16 protein-coding genes and 1 riboswitch are annotated in these 17,527 nt (G+C 46.2%); of the genes, 12 read left to right on the forward strand and 4 right to left on the reverse strand.

Annotated elements, in window-relative coordinates:
• Positions 1–286 precede the first annotated feature (286 nt).
• Both CPZ25_RS06120 and CPZ25_RS06125 read left to right on the forward strand, forming a co-directional pair.
• Positions 287–1,153 carry an AraC family ligand binding domain-containing protein gene (locus tag CPZ25_RS06120; RefSeq protein WP_096920021.1) on the forward strand — a complete coding sequence of 289 codons (867 nt, stop codon included), beginning with the start codon at positions 287–289 and terminating at the stop codon, positions 1,151–1,153.
• The gene (locus CPZ25_RS06125; protein WP_096920020.1) at positions 1,137–2,072 is read left to right on the forward strand and encodes a DMT family transporter; all 936 of its coding nucleotides are present in this window, start codon (positions 1,137–1,139) and stop codon (positions 2,070–2,072) included. Before CPZ25_RS06120 ends, CPZ25_RS06125 begins: the two co-directional genes overlap by 17 nt.
• A gap of 30 nt (positions 2,073–2,102) precedes the next feature.
• Here the strand turns inward: CPZ25_RS06125 and CPZ25_RS06130 are convergent, their stop codons facing one another.
• On the reverse strand, positions 2,103–2,831 hold the full coding sequence (locus CPZ25_RS06130; RefSeq protein WP_074617133.1) for an NAD-dependent protein deacylase: 729 nt from the start codon (positions 2,829–2,831) through the stop codon (positions 2,103–2,105).
• A 166-nt stretch (positions 2,832–2,997) separates the two neighbouring features.
• Between CPZ25_RS06130 and CPZ25_RS06135 the strand changes: the two genes are divergently transcribed.
• Positions 2,998–3,675, forward strand: coding sequence for a methyltransferase family protein (locus CPZ25_RS06135; protein WP_058694049.1), 678 nt, complete (start codon positions 2,998–3,000; stop codon positions 3,673–3,675).
• 28 nt (positions 3,676–3,703) lie between these two features.
• On the opposite strand, the gene CPZ25_RS06140 is transcribed toward CPZ25_RS06135, so the two are convergent.
• Positions 3,704–5,020 carry a sensor histidine kinase gene (locus CPZ25_RS06140; RefSeq protein WP_096920019.1) on the reverse strand — a complete coding sequence of 439 codons (1,317 nt, stop codon included), beginning with the start codon at positions 5,018–5,020 and terminating at the stop codon, positions 3,704–3,706.
• Positions 5,021–5,203: 183 nt separating this feature from the next.
• Positions 5,204–5,947 (reverse strand): 2,3-diphosphoglycerate-dependent phosphoglycerate mutase, encoded by a 744-nt coding sequence (gpmA, locus tag CPZ25_RS06145; protein ID WP_058696357.1) that lies wholly within the window; start codon positions 5,945–5,947, stop codon positions 5,204–5,206.
• 238 nt (positions 5,948–6,185) lie between these two features.
• Between gpmA and CPZ25_RS06150 the strand changes: the two genes are divergently transcribed.
• The 7 genes from CPZ25_RS06150 to CPZ25_RS06180 all read left to right on the forward strand — a co-directional run bounded on the left by CPZ25_RS06150 (position 6,186) and on the right by CPZ25_RS06180 (position 14,034).
• Positions 6,186–7,100 (forward strand): DHH family phosphoesterase, encoded by a 915-nt coding sequence (locus CPZ25_RS06150; RefSeq protein ID WP_013381107.1) that lies wholly within the window; start codon positions 6,186–6,188, stop codon positions 7,098–7,100.
• Positions 7,101–7,192: 92 nt separating this feature from the next.
• Positions 7,193–7,328: riboswitch (molybdenum cofactor riboswitch) on the forward strand.
• Positions 7,320–8,360 carry an ABC transporter substrate-binding protein gene (locus CPZ25_RS06155; protein WP_096920042.1) on the forward strand — a complete coding sequence of 347 codons (1,041 nt, stop codon included), beginning with the start codon at positions 7,320–7,322 and terminating at the stop codon, positions 8,358–8,360. (Overlaps the previous riboswitch by 9 nt.)
• Positions 8,361–8,424: 64 nt before the next feature.
• Positions 8,425–9,432 (forward strand): FecCD family ABC transporter permease, encoded by a 1,008-nt coding sequence (locus CPZ25_RS06160; RefSeq protein ID WP_041690285.1) that lies wholly within the window; start codon positions 8,425–8,427, stop codon positions 9,430–9,432.
• Positions 9,432–10,208 (forward strand): ABC transporter ATP-binding protein, encoded by a 777-nt coding sequence (locus CPZ25_RS06165; protein WP_096920018.1) that lies wholly within the window; start codon positions 9,432–9,434, stop codon positions 10,206–10,208. Before CPZ25_RS06160 ends, CPZ25_RS06165 begins: the two co-directional genes overlap by 1 nt.
• Before the next feature lie 14 nt (positions 10,209–10,222).
• Positions 10,223–11,014 carry an XdhC family protein gene (locus tag CPZ25_RS06170; RefSeq protein ID WP_096920017.1) on the forward strand — a complete coding sequence of 264 codons (792 nt, stop codon included), beginning with the start codon at positions 10,223–10,225 and terminating at the stop codon, positions 11,012–11,014.
• 274 nt (positions 11,015–11,288) lie between these two features.
• Entirely contained in the window at positions 11,289–12,545 is a 1,257-nt protein-coding gene (locus CPZ25_RS06175; RefSeq protein ID WP_013381112.1) for an MFS transporter, read from the forward strand.
• A gap of 37 nt (positions 12,546–12,582) precedes the next feature.
• Positions 12,583–14,034 carry a trimethylamine methyltransferase family protein gene (locus tag CPZ25_RS06180; RefSeq protein WP_013381113.1) on the forward strand — a complete coding sequence of 484 codons (1,452 nt, stop codon included), beginning with the start codon at positions 12,583–12,585 and terminating at the stop codon, positions 14,032–14,034.
• Positions 14,035–14,078: 44 nt separating this feature from the next.
• On the opposite strand, the gene CPZ25_RS06185 is transcribed toward CPZ25_RS06180, so the two are convergent.
• Positions 14,079–15,464, reverse strand: a complete 1,386-nt coding sequence (locus CPZ25_RS06185) for a sigma-54 interaction domain-containing protein (protein ID WP_096920016.1) — start codon at positions 15,462–15,464, stop codon at positions 14,079–14,081.
• Between the two features lie 301 nt (positions 15,465–15,765).
• Here CPZ25_RS06185 and CPZ25_RS06190 point away from each other — a divergent pair, with 301 nt between their 5' ends.
• Together CPZ25_RS06190 and CPZ25_RS06195 are read left to right on the forward strand one after the other, a co-directional pair.
• Complete coding sequence (locus CPZ25_RS06190) at positions 15,766–16,755, forward strand: extracellular solute-binding protein (RefSeq protein WP_096920015.1); 990 nt, start codon at positions 15,766–15,768, stop codon at positions 16,753–16,755.
• A gap of 1 nt (position 16,756) precedes the next feature.
• A complete protein-coding gene (locus CPZ25_RS06195; RefSeq protein WP_074617140.1) occupies positions 16,757–17,521 on the forward strand; it encodes an ABC transporter ATP-binding protein in 765 nt (254 codons plus the stop codon).
• Positions 17,522–17,527 lie beyond the last annotated feature (6 nt).

The following is a 17,527-nucleotide window of genomic DNA, read 5'->3' on the forward strand; positions in this document are numbered from 1 at the left end:
TTTGGTATGATATTGCAATGTTTATATACCCTGATCAACAGTATTTAAACATTTATAAATTTAAAAAGATGATGAGATCGCGCAAAATCTTCCAGAACAATTGAGTCACTGTTAACAGTGGCATAAACGCATCCGGCAGCAGATAAACTCCAAACTTTTCAATTCCAGGGTCCTGTTTATGGCTTTTTCTATTCTTTTTCTTAAAATTTTATCTTTCACCTGGAAGATCATACAAGACACAAGCCAGCACTTCTGCTAAAATAAAACCAGAAAGAGAGGCAATTACATGACATTTGAACAAGAACAGCGGCATGTTTACTATGATACAGATCTGAAAATTGAAGCATACCATCTGACTGGAATTGTACAGCCATTTCCCAATCATTTTCATGATTATTACGTTATCGGCTTTGTAGAAGGCGGACGACGGCATCTGTGGTGCAGAGATCGGGAGTATGACCTGAGTGCCGGTGATCTGGTGCTCTTTAATCCAAGAGACAGCCACCGTTGTTCCCCAAGGAACGGAGAAATCCTGGACTACAGAGCTGTCAATATTCCTGCTGATATCATGAAAAGCGCTGCTCACGAGGTTACCGGCCAGCCCTACACACCGTTTTTTACCCAAAACGTCGTCTATCAGAGTGACATTACCTCTGCCTTAAATGATCTTTATACAGGGATTGTCGAGCTTTCATCACGCTTTGAAAAGGAGGAGGCTTTCTTTCTGCTTTTGGAACAAATTTTTCGTGAATACAGTTCCCCCTTTGAACAGAGCAGCACCGCCGAGCCTGATAATAAAATCAAAGCCGTCTGTGCCTATATGGAGGATCACTTTTCTGACAATATTTCCCTAGACGATTTAACGGCTCTTGCCAGGCTCAGCAAGTCTTATTTTTTGCTGCTGTTCACAAAACAGGTTGGCGTCTCCCCATACCGTTATCTTCAGTCAATTCGTATTGAGCGGGCTAAAAAGCTGCTGGAACAGGGTATACCGCCCATTGACACCGCTGCCATGACTGGCTTTTCTGACCAGAGCCACTTTTCCCGTTTTTTTAAGGATTTCATTGGGCTGACACCCAGACAATACCAGAAAATCTTCCAGACAGATAAGCATTCAAAGAAAGAGGCTTCTACCAATGAACACGAACATTAAGAGTACATCCTTTGGCCACATTGCTGCCTTTTTTACCATTGTCATCTGGGGAACTACCTTTATCGCCACAAAAGTGCTGCTGCGAGTGCTTACGCCTGTTGAAATTCTGTTTTGCCGCTTTTTTCTCGGTTATCTGATTTTATGGCTGGTCACACCCAAAGGCCTCAGGCTAGACAACCGCAGACAGGAATTCTATTTTATGGCTGCCGGTCTTCTCGGCGTCACGCTTTACTTTCTTTTGGAAAATTTTGCCCTCACCCTTACTCTGGCGGCAAATGTCGGGGTAATCATTGCCATTGCGCCTTTTTTCACCGCACTGTTTGATTACTTTTTCCTTCATGGAGAACGGCCCGGGCCGCGGTTTTTCATCGGGTTTATCGTGGCGATTACAGGCATCTGCCTGATCAGCTTCCGCGGTGACAATACCGTACAGCTTAACCCGGCAGGTGATCTGCTGGCCATTACCGCTGCTGTCGTCTGGGCTGGTTACTCAACCTTCACCAAAAAAATCAGCAGCTTTGGCTATGGAACCATTCTGACTACCCGAAGAATCTTTTTCTATGGGCTGCTTTTTATGGTTCCCGCCCTGTTTATTTTTGGTTTCCATCTGGATCTCTCGGTTTTTATTGAGTTTAAAAATCTGGCAAATATTTTATTCCTGGGCTTTGGCGCATCAGCGCTCTGCTTTGTCACCTGGAACCTGGCCGTTAAGCTCCTGGGTCCAGTCAAGACCAGTGTATATATTTATATGGTCCCGGTCATTACGGTTGTTACCTCTGTCATTATTCTTCATGAGCACATTACCCTGCCAGCTATTTTGGGCATTGGGCTAACCATTGCCGGCTTGTTTCTTTCAGAAAGCCGTCTTAATTTCAAGCGTCAGAAAATAGTAAATGAAAAGGAGAAGCTGCGCAGCTAAGCACGCAGCTCCTCCTTTTCTGTGTCAGCGTCAGCATTCAACTTTGATCTGCTCCATAACCTTGCCAATGGCGTCGTGGATCGCCAGGGAAGCTTCTGATTCTCTGGCAGTGGCGTCCTTATTGATAACCACCAGATTCTTTCCTCTAAAATAGTCAATAAAACTGGCTGCCGGATAAACGACCAAAGATGTTCCGCCGATAATCAGCGTATCCGCCTCACTGATTGCCTGCACGGCTTTCTGGATAGTATCTGAGTCAAGAGCCTCTTCATAAAGCACTACGTCTGGCTTGATCATTCCCCCGCAGGCGTCGCATTTTGGCACTCCATCCGCATTTTTAACATAGGCGGCGTCAAAAAACTTCCCACATTTTTGACAGTAATTGCGATGAATACTGCCGTGCAGCTCATAAACCGTCCTGCTACCTGCTGCCTGGTGCAGACCGTCGATATTTTGTGTCACCACAGCTTTAAGCTTTCCACATTTTTCAAGCTCTGCCAGCTTCATATGGGCAGCGTTTGGCTTAGCGTCCAAAAACATCATTTTGTTTTTATAAAAATCATAAAAGGCTTCTGTATGGTTTACGAAAAAGCTGTGGCTTACCACTTGTTCAGGCGGATAGCGGTACTCCTGCATATAAAGACCATTACTGCTGCGAAAATCAGGAATCCCACTTTCTGTTGAGACACCCGCTCCGCCAAAAAATACAATGCTTTTGCCCTCATCAATAATTTTCTGCAATTGTTCAATCTGTTCCATGGCTAAAACCTCTTTTTATTTTTAGTATATCACACTTTATGATAAAAAAATCAATCATTTCTACTAAAAGAGTGATAAACCATCCTTCTCTACTGTATAAGGATCTTGAAATATGGTATAATAACAACATTTTTAAAATCCAATTTTTCTTTCAGGAGAATTTTTTATGAAAAAACAAACCATTGGCTTTGCCGCCCTGGCAATGCTGCAAAAAATATTAAGCCTGTCCTGTTTTTTAGTTGCAGCCGGGACTCTGGGCTGTATACGCGGCTGGATCTATTTTATTTTATATCTGATTATCATGGCTGGCACACTGGCTGTCCTGTTACACCGCAACCCAACCGCTCTGTCGTTTCCAGAAAAAAATGCAGAGAAAGCTTCCGGGATCGATATCACCCTTCGCAATTTTTGCAGTCCTTTGTCTTTTTACGGCATTTACATCGTTGCCGGGCTGGAAACACGGTTCCATTGGTCCTCGGTACCTCAGCCGGTTGTGGCTGCCGGACTTGTTCTCAGCGCTGTCGCCAACCTGCTGATGTCCTGGGCGCTGCTTTCAAACAAGTACTATGAAGCGGACACGCCGATGCTGAAGGATGCTCAGCCCGTAGTCTGTAGCAGTGGTCCCTACCGTTTTGTAAGACATCCCGGCTACCTCTTTATGAGCTTCTGGGCCGTCACTGTCGGGATGATTTTTGGGTGGGCCACTGGTATTGTGTCCGCGGTCATAGTCCTTCTGCTGATCCTGCGAACCTATTATGAGGATCAATCGCTGCTGGCCTCTTTCCCCGGCTATGTACGCTATGCCCAACAGGTAAAATACCGATTAATCCCATTTATCTGGTAAACCTAAAACCTGTATACTGACCGATTAGTTACAGTGTAATGTCATTTTTATCTTCATAGAGCGGCAGAATAAGCCGCATTGAGAACAAACCGTTTTCCGCTTTATATTTTAACAATCCGCCATAACGCCTGGCAAATGCCGAGATGCTCTGTGTACCAATACCATGATCCTTTTCCCGCGTCACCGGATAGCCTGTCTTCGCATCAAACAATATCTTTCCCGTGTAGGTATTGGTAATTTCAATAAACAGCTGCGATCCTACCGGGGAACAAACAATGCTGATTCTCCGTTCATCAACGCTGCTGATTTGATGACAGGCGTTAATGGCGTTCTCGATACCATTGGCGAAAACCAGGGATATTTCCTCTCCGCTGATAGGCAGTGTTTCTGGGAGATCAACTCTTATGCACACCTTAATACCCGCATTTTCAGCCATCTGCCCATAAACGGACAACACAGCGTTCAACACCTCATCCTCGCAGTGATAAACCGCTGGGCGGCTGATCTTCTCAATGGTATTATTCATGGAAGACAGGAGGGCCAGCGCCTCATCATCACGCCCTGCTTTGATACACACAGTTAACGCATTGGTAAGATGCCGGAGATCGTGCTGGAAAATTCTGAGATGCTCCTCGCTCTCAGCAATGGCCTGTATGTGTTTTTTTAAGGATGTCATCTGAAGCTGCATGGCGGAAAGCTCCCTTGTACTCTGAAAATAGCTGCTCTGCTGCTTGAGGATTGTGTAGATGGTTCCATTGTACAAAACAATAGCGACACAAAGGCCAATAGCTGCCGGAATGTTTTCTGGCCGTTCATTTAAAGGCGCAGGGTAAGAAGCGACATTTAAGAATGAAAGCAGCAGGCAAATGGGAATCAACGATAAGCGTATCCAGCCTGTTTGTAGTTGTCCGAGTGTCTCAAGAAGCGGCCTTCGGATAAATTTTATAATTACCAACGCCAGTATCATAAAAATTAATATCTGGTTTAAAAGCTCTCCAACGCCATCTGGCATATAAGGTGCCAGGATACCGCAGAACAGGTCCTGGATCGCCACAAAGGTACATGACAAAAGAAAGGAAAAAAAGGTCCTCGCGTCATTATAACGGGAAAGGATAATGACAAATCCCGCAGCGATAATGATATGCAGCAGACGAAACTCCAAATCACTCAAGCCGTAGGGCAGTCTGAGCTCCATTAAAATATCAAGAATAATAACCCCAAGTATCCCGGCTCCAGTGATCAGAAAGGTTTTTGTTTTTGAAAAACGCCAGTTCGACAAAAGCAGGAAGTAGACAATGCCAAAGGGCGCAGTGATAATGATTTTCAATAAACTGAGTGCATCCATGTCTGTTACCTCCCCTCACTTTTGATTCTATTATAACGAAAAAATACACAAGATGCAAAGTGAATTCGTCGTTAAATTCAACCGATATTTAAAATGGTCATACCATCTGCCCTTTAGAAGGTGGTGTATGCCTTCACCCCATCAAAAAAACGGTGGCCAGAACGCCACCGTTTTTTCTGTTTTTTATTTTGCTTTTCCCTGCTCAGCCACTTTTTTCATTCGTGTTTCAATAATGGATTGGTCTCCCAGGTAGTAATGGTCAGTCATATTAAAGCCATCGTCGAATTCATAAATCAAAGGAATACCGGTTGGGATATTGACACCCATGATCTCATCCTCCGACAGGTTTTCAAAATATTTAACCAGCGCGCGGATCGAGTTTCCGTGGGCTACCAGCAGAACGCGTTTGCCCTCAAGCATATCCTTTTTTATCACATTTTCATAATAAGGGATAACGCGAGTGATCGTATCCTTCAGGCTTTCTGCCAAAGGCAGCTCGCTTTTTTCCACATTTCGATACTGCTCCTGCAGCTGTGGATTTCTGGGGTCATCCGGTTCCAGAGCCGGTGGACGGACGTCAAAGGATCGGCGCCAGATTTTGACCTGTTCCTCTCCGTATTTCTCTGCTGTCTCGGCCTTATTCAGCCCTTGCAAAGCGCCATAATGGCGTTCGTTAAGCTTCCAGTCCTTTATGACTGGCAGCCAGGCCCGGTCCATGGTATCCAAAACCACGTTTAAGGTATCCACCGCTCTTTTTAAAAAAGAGGTGTAACAGATATCAAAATCGTAGTCCTTTCCTTTTAGCATATTGCCAGCGTCTGCGGCTTCTTTAATACCTTTATTCGATAAAATTACGTCCGTCCATCCTGTAAACAGGTTCAGGCGGTTCCATTCACTTTCACCATGTCTTAAAAGTACAAGCTTCATCTTTATCATCTCCTGTTCTTTTAAAATTTTATACCCAAAAATTTCTGGAAATTGCATATTTTTCAAAAATGATTCTTTTTTATACTTAATTTTTTTGTAACTAAGATTCATTCCCATCTTTATCTAAATTTTACTTTAGAATCAAGTTGAAGTCCCTGCTGTTATCAACTATAATTGACATACAGGCAATAAAACACCTGTTTGATGATAATAATATCTGAGAGGGAGAGCTAATATTATGAGATTAATTACCCGTTCTGATTTCGATGGCCTTGTCTGTGGCGCGCTGCTCAAGGAAGCCGGAATCATTGACCACTGGAAATTTGCCCATCCTAAAGACTTGCAGGATGGCCTGGTAGAGGTCAACGAAGATGACTGTCTGGCAAATGTCCCTTTTGTGGAGGGCTGCGGCCTTTGGTTTGACCATCATTCCAGTGAGTTTGAGCGCAACCAGCTTGAAGGCAAATATAAAGGTGAAAGCCGTATCACGCCATCCTGTGCGAGAATCATTTACGAATACTATGGCGGTGAGGAACGCTTTTCACATTTCAATGAAATGCTGGCCGCCGTCGACAAGGTGGACTCTGGCAATTTGACTATTGATGAAATTCAAAACCCGGAAGGCTGGATATTGATCGGTTTTCTGATGGACCCCAGAACCGGGCTTGGACGCTGGCGTAATTTTACCATCTCCAACTACCAACTGATGGAAAAGCTCATTGATGCCTGCCGTACCATGTCCACTGATGAGATTCTAAACCTTTCCGACGTTCAGGAGCGTATCGAAGTTTATTTTGAGCAAACCGCCAAGTTTAAGGAAATGGTAAACAAATATACCCGAACCGACGGCGATGTCATCATCTCTGATCTGCGCGGCGTCGACCCTATTTATACGGGGAACCGTTTTCTTATTTACAGTATGTATCCAAAGCAGAATATTTCTGCCTGGATTGTCAGCGGCAAAGGTGGTCTGGGCTGTTCTGTGGCTGTTGGTTATTCGGTCTTAAACCGGACTTCCAACATTGACGTTGGCAGTTTAATGCTGAAATATGGCGGTGGCGGCCATAAGGCTGTCGGCACCTGTCAGTTTAAAGACGAGGAAATTGAAGCGAAGCTCCCTAAGCTGCTGGATGAGCTTGTGAATCCTCAATAAAAATCATCCATCTGCAACCCCGCTTCTGTCACAGGGAGCGGGGAGTTTTATTTTTCTTCTTTAAAACGTTATCAAACCGTGCTATAATGAATTTATATAACAAGCTCTGATGGACTTAACCTAAAAACGGATTGCCCAAAATCATTTGTTCATGGTTTTGCCACGATAGGGTACTGTTGGAAACGGCTTTACCTTCTGTATTTGAAAAGGAGTAAAAAAATGAGAAAAAAACTACTGTGCATGATTCTGGTCCTTACTTTAATTTTAAGTATGACTGCCTGCAGCCCAAAGCAGGAGGACTCGTCCGACAAAGCATCCGGCGAGATTAAAGTCACAGACGCCATCGGACGCGAGGTGACGCTTCCTGCACCAGCGACGAAGGTGGTGGGAACACACAATCCATCCTTAAATACTGCGGTTGTCATTGGCGGCGGTGGCAAATACATTGTCGGATTTGGAAATAAAGATATGGCCCGTGGCCTGTACGAGGAAGTAATCGACGGATATGACGACCTGCCGCAAATCGGTAAGGCCAAGGATATCAATATGGAAACAGTTATGGAGTTGGGCGCAGACCTCGCTATTCTGCCTGAACGTTTCGCCAATCAAGCCGACCAGTTCGCCGAAGTCAATGTCCCGGCAGTTGTTGCTCTCCCCAATGATGAAAGCTTCGACACAGTCACAAACTCTCTAAAAATTGTCGGAAAGGCTCTGGGTGAGGACAAACGCGCGGAAGAAATCACTTCCTTTATCGACGATAAAATCGCCGATGTCAGCAAAAAGGTGGGTTCAGCCTCTGAAAAACCGTCCATTTTATTTTTAGGCGGTTCCAGCCCTCTCACCGTTGCGCCCGACGCCATGATTCAGACCTATATTATCGAAAAGGCCGGCGGTACTAACGCAGTCAGCGGGGTCGATAAAAAAGGGGAGTTCGCCGATGTGAGCATTGAACAGATTGTCGGCTGGAATCCCGATATTATCTGGATACCCTCCTATGCTAAATACAAGGCCGACGATCTTCTGAACGACCCGGCCTGGAGCAGCATTAAAGCCGTACAGGATAAGGCCGTTTATGTCTTTCCATCCTCTCTGGAGCCGTGGGACTACCCCACCGCCTCCTCTGTACTGGGCGTCTGCTGGGCAGCTAATAATCTTCACGGTGATCTTTACAGCTCAGATGATTTTATGAAGGATGTCGATGCCTTCTATCAGATGGTCTACGGCAAAACCTTTACCAAGGAACAGCTTGGGCTTCAATAAGCATTGAGGTCTTCCGGGCTGGCGGGCTGTGCAATTGCCTGCCGGCCCTTTCATTTTATCTGCTATGAAGAACACAAAACATCGACATCTCATTATTGTACTGAGCACCATATTGCTCTCGCTCATGGTTATCGCCTGCTGCGTTGGGCGTTATACAGTTAACCCTCAGGATATGCTTTATGCCATCCAGACTAAAATGACAGGCGAGCCGGGGAATCTGGCCATGGAAAACGTCTTTTTTGTCATTCGGCTGCCCCGTGTCATTGCCGCAGTCAGCATTGGTGCGGTGCTTTCACTCTGCGGCGCGGTCTATCAGGGCATTTTTAAAAACCCACTGGTATCGCCGGACTTGCTCGGTGTCTCCAAGGGCGCCTGTGTAGGCGCGGCTTTTTCAATCCTGCTGGGCGGCGGTATGCTTGCGCGTCAGCTGTCTGCTTTTGCCTTCGGCATCATCGCCATGCTTATGACCATGACCTTTCCAAAGCTCCTGCGCAACCAGAGCAACCTTGTTCTGGTGCTTGCCGGTATCATCACCAGCGGCTTTATGGACTCAATTCTTGGACTTATGAAATTCACTTCTGAAAATGATACGGATCTCGCCGCCATTGTTTTCTGGCAAATGGGCAGTCTGGCCTCCATAAAGGTTCATGAAATTCTTTCTGTGCTGCCTGTGTTCGCTGTTGGCGCGTTTATCCTGCTGAGCCTCTCCTTTCGGATCAACATCCTTTCCTTTGGCGATATTGAAGCCCAGAGCCTTGGGGTTAACGTTAAAAAAATCCGATGGATCATCATCCTGATCGCCAGCCTGCTGACAGCCAGTGCGGTCTGTATCAGCGGAACCATTGCCTGGATTGGGCTGATCATGCCCCATCTCGCAAGGATGCTGGCCGGCTCCGACCATATTAAATCTCTCCCGGTAACCATGCTGATGGGTGGTATTTTTCTTCTTCTCATTGATACCATCGCCCGGACCGCCACCTCTCTGGAAATTCCGCTTTCGGTTTTGACAGGACTCATCGGCGCACCCTTCTTTGCCTGGCTTTTATACCGGCAGAAAGCAAAGGTAAGCTGATGAAGATACAAATTGAAAAGTTGTCCTTCTCCTATGATGAAGCCGCTCCTCTGCTAAAAAATATTGGCTTTACCCTTAACGCTGGGCGGGTAATATCCATTCTAGGACCAAACGGAGCGGGGAAAACAACGCTGCTCAACTGTATTGCAGGCCTTTTTAAGCCCAGGGAGGGTAATATCCTGATTGACGGAAAGAACCTGGAGAAGCTCTCCCACCGGGAGGTTGCCAGAATAATCGGCTATGTGCCACAGATCATTGTCCCTGCCTTTTCCTATTCTGTTTTAGATTATGTGGTGACAGGCTGCGCCCCGCACATCGGTACCTTTGAACGGCCAAAGCAGATTCATTTTGACGCTGCCATGGCTGCGCTGGAGTCGATGGGGATCGCGGCACTCAGAGATAAGCCTTACAACGAAATCAGCGGCGGCGAACGGCAGCAGGTCAGCATTGCGCGAGCTCTGGCTCAAAGGCCGGCTTTTATCCTGATGGATGAGCCCACCGCCCATCTGGACTATGGCAACCAGATTCAGGTTCTTAAGACAATCCGCACCATGGCTTCTCAGGGCTATGGCATTGCGCTGACCACACACAATCCCGACCATGCGCTGCTTCTGGGTGATCAGCTGGCTGTCCTGGAACGGGACGGCACCTTTACCTTTGGCAAATGTAAGGAGGTATTGACGGAGCCCTTTCTTAATCATCTTTACGGCATCGACCTCCGGCTTGAGGAAATTCCTTCTGTTGGCCGCCGGGTCTGCTTTGCACCAAAACTATAAAATGGAGGTTTACCATGAATCCAAAAAAATTACTGGAAGAACAGCTTAAGCTGGAGGAAGCCGGGCGTCCCTACGCAGTCATCACCATCATCCGGGCCAACGGCGCTGTCCCCAGAAAAAGCGGCAAAATGCTGGTAACCGCGGATGGCAACAGCATTGGCACCATTGGCGGCGGCAGCTCGGAGCTTTTGGCCATACAGGACGCTCAGGCATGTATCCGCTATGGCGAAAACGCCGTTAAGGATTATGCCCTGAACAGCGAAAACGGTATGGTCTGTGGCGGCGACTTCTCTGTATTTATTGAGGTTGAAAACCCAAGGCCGCGTCTGCTGCTCTGCGGCGCTGGCCACGTTGGAACTGCCCTTATGAAAGCCGCCCATCTGGCTGGCTTTGATATCACTTTGGTCGATACCCGTGCAGAGGACCAGATCGGAGACGCCATCCTGCTGGCAGATACCTATGTGCCTGTCGAGGACTTCTACAAAGGGATTATGGCACTGACGATTCCCGCTGGAGCCTTTATCGTCATTACTACTTATGGCCATCGTTTTGACAAAGAAGCGTTGGCGGCAGCTCTGACCAAAAAGGCCGCCTATCTTGGAATGATCGGCAGCCGAAAAAAAATCGCAGCGGTTTATGAAAAGCTGCGTTCAGAGGGTTTTACCCATGAGCAGCTGGAAGCAGTTTATGCGCCCATTGGCATGGATATTGGCGGTGAAACCCCTGAGGAGATCGCCATTTCCATTGTCGCTGAAATGCTGGCGGTTAAATACAAACGAAGTGGCGCGCATTTAAAGGATCTCTAATTGATATGTTTATAAATTTACCGGAGACAGGTTCTCCGGTTTTTTATTTTTTGTCCAGAGTCTTTGAGTTGTTTTTGTGAAAGTCCGATTCATTTCAGACTCACTTTTAATTATTTTTTGTAATTTCTTTTTTTTATTTTCTAAACCCCCTTTCAAAACCCTTTTAACACACTATATTTTCGTAATTTTATATTTATTTTGTTTTATGGCACATATCTTGCGTTAACATATTGGCATCAGAGATCTGAAACATTTTTAGAAAGGAAAAGAAACAATGGACCTTAAGAAAAAACGTTATATTCTCATGTTCTTTATGGGAATGCTCTACTCTTCCCAAAACGTCATGCCCTGGTTTTCAACTTACTATTACAAAGCCATGCAGGGGGCCCTCGGCTATACAGATGGCCAGCTTGGAATGCTGATCACGGTTTTTGGTATTATTGCAGTCTTTATGTACATCATCGCCGGTATTCTATCCGACCGTTTTCCACTCAAACCATTGCTGCTTATCTCAAGCTTTGGAACCGGCGCCCTGATCCTGCTGATGGCCACGCTTCCCAGCTATCCTATCATGCTGGCTATTCAGATGGGTTTTGCCATCACTGTTGTCTGCACTTTCTACGGCGCTTTTGTAAAATTCACCCATACCATCGGTGAGGAACACGAGCAGGGGAAAATGTATGGTTTTATGTTTGCCTTTAACGGCCTTTTAGGAATGACTCTTGGCTTCATTGCCTCAGGTATTTACGCAGGCCTCTCTGGGGCCGGCGATGTCGAAGCCTTCCGTTACATGCTTTACCTGTACGCCTTCTTTAATATCCTGCCTGGGATTGTCCTTTTGTTCTTCTACAACGAAAAGCGGGATACTTACCTGACCGAGGAGGATCAGGATGAAAAATTCCAGCTGAAATATCTGGGCGATGTCGTGAAAATGCCCGAGGTCTGGCTGATCGCCTTAATGGGCTGCTGCTCCTACACCTTTAAATGCAGCGCCTCTTATTTCACACCCTATCTGACCGATGCCTTTGCCATTCCGGTGGTCATGATGAACTTTATCGCCATTTTCAGATCTTATGGCGTGCGTATTATCATGAATCCCATCTCAGGTATTTTTATTGATAAGATGAAATCTGCCACCAAGGTCATGACAGTGGACTTCATCCTCGGCATCATCGTTATCGGCATTACGCTGCTACTGCCAGGCAGCCCTTCCTTTGCCATCATCGCGGTTATTCTGCTGCTCATGGTTGCAGCGATCTATAACCTGTCTGTCCCCTGCTGGTATACCCCCATCACAGAAGCCAGAATCCCGAACAAATATTACGGCACCATCGTCGGTATTGTCTCGGCCGTTGCCTTTTCACCCGATGCTTTCTTCTATCTGATCGGCGGCAATATGCTGGATAAATACGGCGAAGCAGGCTACAGCTATATCTTTATGCTCGTTCTCGGTATTGTGACCGTCGGCCTTTTGATCAGCATTATCTTAAGACGGATGATCCAGAAAAAGAACACACAGCAGGCCCTTTAGTTTTCAATTAAAATTACAATAAAAGTGAGGTAGAAAAATGTTACGCAAAAACGCTTATGACTTGTTTCTGAGTTTGGATGATGTCGAAAAAATCCACGAGAGTACCCTTCGTGTCTTAAAGGAAGTCGGTGTAGAATTCAAGCACGAAGAAGTGCTGGATGTCTTTAAAAAACACGGTGCACGTGTCGAGAACTCAATCGTCTATCTCGATGAGGATATAATTAATAATGCACTGCAAACCGTGCCAAAGAGCTTTGAACTCCATGGCCGCGCTGGTTTCTCCACCATTTCTGTGGATGGCGCCCCGGTCATCACCACCGCCGGCGGCCCTCCCCAGCTGGTACATGAGGACGACTCGATCCGCGATTCTACCCTTGAGGATGTCATCAAATTTTACAAACTCATCGAGTCCAGTGATGTTATCGATGTTACCCGTATCGTATCCTCGGATACCGCGGATCTTGACCGCAACTCTGAAAATCTCTTTAATCCGCAGCAGGCATTGCTGCTAAAATACAATACCAAACCTGTTTACGGAACCATTGTCAACAGTAACCATACCCGGGGTAAGAGCATCCGCCAGGGCACCCGCGATTCTATCCAGCTCATTAAAAAATTCTATGATGTGTGGGACAAAAATATTATTCTGACTGACCACTGCTGTATTTCTCCTCTTTCTGTCGGCAGTGAGGTTCTGGAAAATATGCTGGCGATGCTGGATGAAGACCAGATTGTCCAGTTCACAGTCTGCTCCATGACCAATCTTACCTCCCCCCCAAGCATTATGGGAACCGTTGTGCAGGATAACGCAACGCTGCTGGCCGCCATGGTCTTCACGCAGCTTGTAAAACCCGGAACCCCGACCATTTACCGTACTTTAAGCGCCCCGACTGATATGCGTGAGGTCAAGCTGGCAATCGGCAGCCCTGAAAATACCCTTCTCGGCTTTGCCGGTATCGCCATGGCCCGCTACTACGGTGTGCCGGTAGGCTCTGGCGGCGGTCTTTCCGACTCCCTCACTGTTGACTATCAGGCAGGCGCAGAAACCATGATGACCCTTCTGCCAACTTATCTGGGCAATGCAGACTTTGTTTCTCACTCTGTCGGTACCCTCGGCTCCTTTAACCTCGGTAGTTTTGAAAAGCTGGTGCTGGATGAAGAGGTTGTCTCCATGCTGAAACGCCTCTACGAAGGCATCGCCATTTCCGACAAAAAGGACGGCGTTGACCTTATGCTTAAAGTCGGCCCGCGCGGCAACTACCTCAAAGGCAGAACACCAAAGGACTACCGTGAAGAACACTACCTGCCGAAGTACTTTAATAAACAGGGTGACAAGCTGGCGGATCGTGAAAAATTCGGAACAGCCCTGGACCGCGCTAAAAAGGAAGTACAACGCCGCGTAGACGAATACGAGCTTCCTGAAACGACCAAAAAACAAAAAGAAATACTAAACGAATACCTCCCTGATCCTTATAAATACGACCTTTAAACAAAAAGGTGATGCGCTCAGCAGCGCATCTCCTTTTCCTATTTCTAGTCTTCCTTCTCGTCATACACATATTTGCGTATAAGGCGGTAAGCCTTGGACTGGCTGATGTTTAAGGCCTCTGCCATTTTCCGGCTGCTCTTGTAAAAAAGATAGCTGTTCTCCACCAGCTTACGCTCTGCCTCCTCCATCACTGATTCGTAGTCAGAGTTTACAACCCTCTTTGATCCGGACTCCTCCTCTGAGGTGAAACGCTGAAAATCATAATCCTCAATGACCTTTCCATCGGACAGGATCACAAGCCTTTCCACCAGATTGCGAAGCTGACGGATATTGCCTGGCCAGTGGTACCCGCACAGAAGGGGCGGCACTTTTTTGGAAAAATACTTATTGGTTTTATACTTTTCATTAAACACGTTCAAAAAATAGTTTGCCAGGGAGATGATATCCTCTGGCCGCTCCCGCAGAGGCGGCAGTGTGGTCTTAATGCTGTTCAAACGCCAGTAAAGGTCCTCCCTGAATTTATTGTCCTGCACTAGCTGATACAGGTCTTTATTGGTAGCGGTGATGATTCGGATATCCGCGTGCTCCGGGGTAGTGCTCCCCACAGGAATAAAGCGTTTATTTTCGATAACATCCAGTATCTTGACCTGCATGGGCAGGGAGAGCTCTCCAATCTCATCCAGAAAAAGGGTCCCACCGTTGGCAATTTTGATCAAGCCTTCCTTTCCTTTATTGCTGGCGCCGGTAAAGGCATGGGGAACATAGCCAAACAACTCAGATTCCAGTAAAGTCTCCGGAATTGCCGAGCAGTTGATCGATATAAAGGGTTTGTCCCTGCGCAGGCTGTTGGTATGAACATATTTTGACAAAAAGCTCTTACCTGTCCCTGATTCGCCCAAAATAAGAACGTTGATATCGGTTTTGGACACCTTCTGTAAAATGGACAGACAGCGCTTGATTGCCTTGCTTGAGCCGATGATCTCTCCAGAGTCCTCTTCCTCTGACACGATGGTTTTAACCTCATTCTTAATGCTGAAATCGTAGCTGTTAATGGGGTCCTGAGTCGTTGATACAATCATTTCCACGTTTCCATCTTCGTCGAGAATCGGAACAGAGATAGTGACTACATTTTGCTCCATGGCGTAATACTTGTTCTCTGCAATGATGACCTTTTTTGACTTCTTTACCCGTCCCGACAGCGATATTTTCCATCGTTCAGGCCTCAGCTCACTCTGAAGGTTCATGTTCTTCATCTGCTCCGGCGTCAAGCCATAGTGGCGCATACAAGCCGGATTAGTGTAGACATACCGATCGTCTGCGTCTGTCACAAAAACCTCTGTGTACGCATTCTCCAAAATTTTAAGCAGCGTTTCCTTTGTCAGGCTGTCTAAATATGTCTGATATTCTTCACTGTAACCTAATTCTGCCATAACTCTCCCCATTTACATTTTTTGTAATTTTAAAATTTTTACAACTTATCATAAAATTATAATCGTTTTCTTAGCTTATTATAACTGATTTTGAGTCAAATTTGAACTGCTTATTTTCAAATTTGAAACAAATTTTGTTAAGTAAATTTTGTTTTTCAAGAGATTTCACCCTTTTATACAATATAAACAGCCTTGTTTTTCTAATTTTCGTAAATTAAAAAATAATACAGCGTTTTTGTTGATTTTTTTGACTTATGGCATTAATATTGCATATATAAATAGTAAAAAGGAGGTTCTCCACATGAAACGAAAATTATCTGCCTTTATTATTTTTTTCAGCACCGCTGTTCTTCTGTTTAATCTCTGCGGCTGCGCCAGGCGGGATGGCCAGCGAGTCGTCATTTACTCCTGTCTTGAGTCTTTCAGAAATCAGGACATGATTGAACAGCTTCAAAAGGACCTCCCCCATATCACTGTCAATGTCCAGAGCCTTTCAACTGGCAAGGTCGCCTCAAAGCTCAAAGCCGAGGGTACAAAATCCGAGGGCGATATCATCATTGGACTGGACACAGCCTATTCCGAAAGCCTTAAAGACTATCTGGAGCCTTTAAACGGCTATGATGACAGTCTGTATCTGGATGAATTTAAAATACCAGGCCGGGAATATGCTATCTGGGAACGTTACGGCGGCTGTATTGTCATCAATGAAGCACTTTTGGTTGAGAAAGGGCTGCCTGAGCCCACCTGTTATGAGGATCTGCTTAAACCCGAGTATAAAAACCTGATTGTCATGCCTGACCCCAAATCCACAGGCACCGGTTACCTCTTTCTTGAAAACATGGTAAACTTTATGGGCGAGGACGAGGCCTTTGACTACCTCGATAAGCTGGTCGAAAACGTTATTTTCTTCACTGCCTCCGGCTCCGGACCAGTCAACCTGCTGATCCAGGGGGAAGCGGCCATTGGTCTGGGTCTTACCTTTACTGTCGTCCAGGAGATCAACAACGGCATGCCTTTTAAAATCATCTACTTTGAAGAGGGCTCCCCTTACAACACCTCATCCTTTGCCATGCTGAAGGACCGGGATAATCCGGGGGATGTGGCGGCAGTATTCAGCTATCTGTACAACCATTTTATTTACAGAGATAAGGCGCTTTTCTCCCCTGAGCCCATCTTTAAAAATCAGACTATCACGATCCCAAGTTACCCGCAAAACATTGTCTACGGTGACATGACGGACATCAATGACATCAAACATAAAGAAAATCTGCTGAAACGCTGGAGGTACTGACATGAATCAAACAGTTAAACTTACCCTTAAAAATATACACAAGTCCTACAACGATAAAACAATTCTGGATGATATCAGCTTTAAGGTCTACTCCGGTGAGTTTCTTTCCATCCTGGGGCCTTCTGGCTGCGGTAAAACAACGCTGCTCCGGATTCTAATCGGCATCACAGATCAGGACGAGGGCTGTATTATAAAGGACGGAATAGATATCTCACATTTAAGCGCTGACAAACGGGGCATGGGTATTGTTTTTCAAAATTATGCCCTCTTTCCAAACATGACTGTTCTGGAAAATGTGGCCTATCCCCTTAAAATCAACAAGTTTTCCAAAAAGGAAGCCATTGAACGCGCCCGCGCTGCCATTGACAGCATTGGTCTGTCCGACCATCTGGATAAAAGGCCCGGCAAGCTTTCCGGCGGCCAGCAGCAGCGTGTGGCCATCGCGCGCACCCTCGCGCTGAATCCGGATATTATTTTATTTGACGAGCCGATGTCCGCTCTCGACGCCTCTACCCGTCTGACACTGCGCTTTGAGCTGGAGCGCATCCAGCGGGAGTTTGGCGTGACGATGATCTACATTACCCATGACCAGGAGGAGGCTTTCTCCATGTCGAACCGCATTATGGTCATGAGCAATGGCGCCATCGAGCAGTTGGATACGCCTTTCAACATTTATCATCACCCCGCCAATGCTTATATTGAAGAATTTGTTGTCTTTCACCTGATGGAAAAGCTGGCAGCCTTCCGTCGTTTCACAGGAAAATAAAGGAGG

The organism is Eubacterium maltosivorans (assembly GCF_002441855.2).
Lineage (GTDB): Bacteria > Bacillota > Clostridia > Eubacteriales > Eubacteriaceae > Eubacterium > Eubacterium maltosivorans.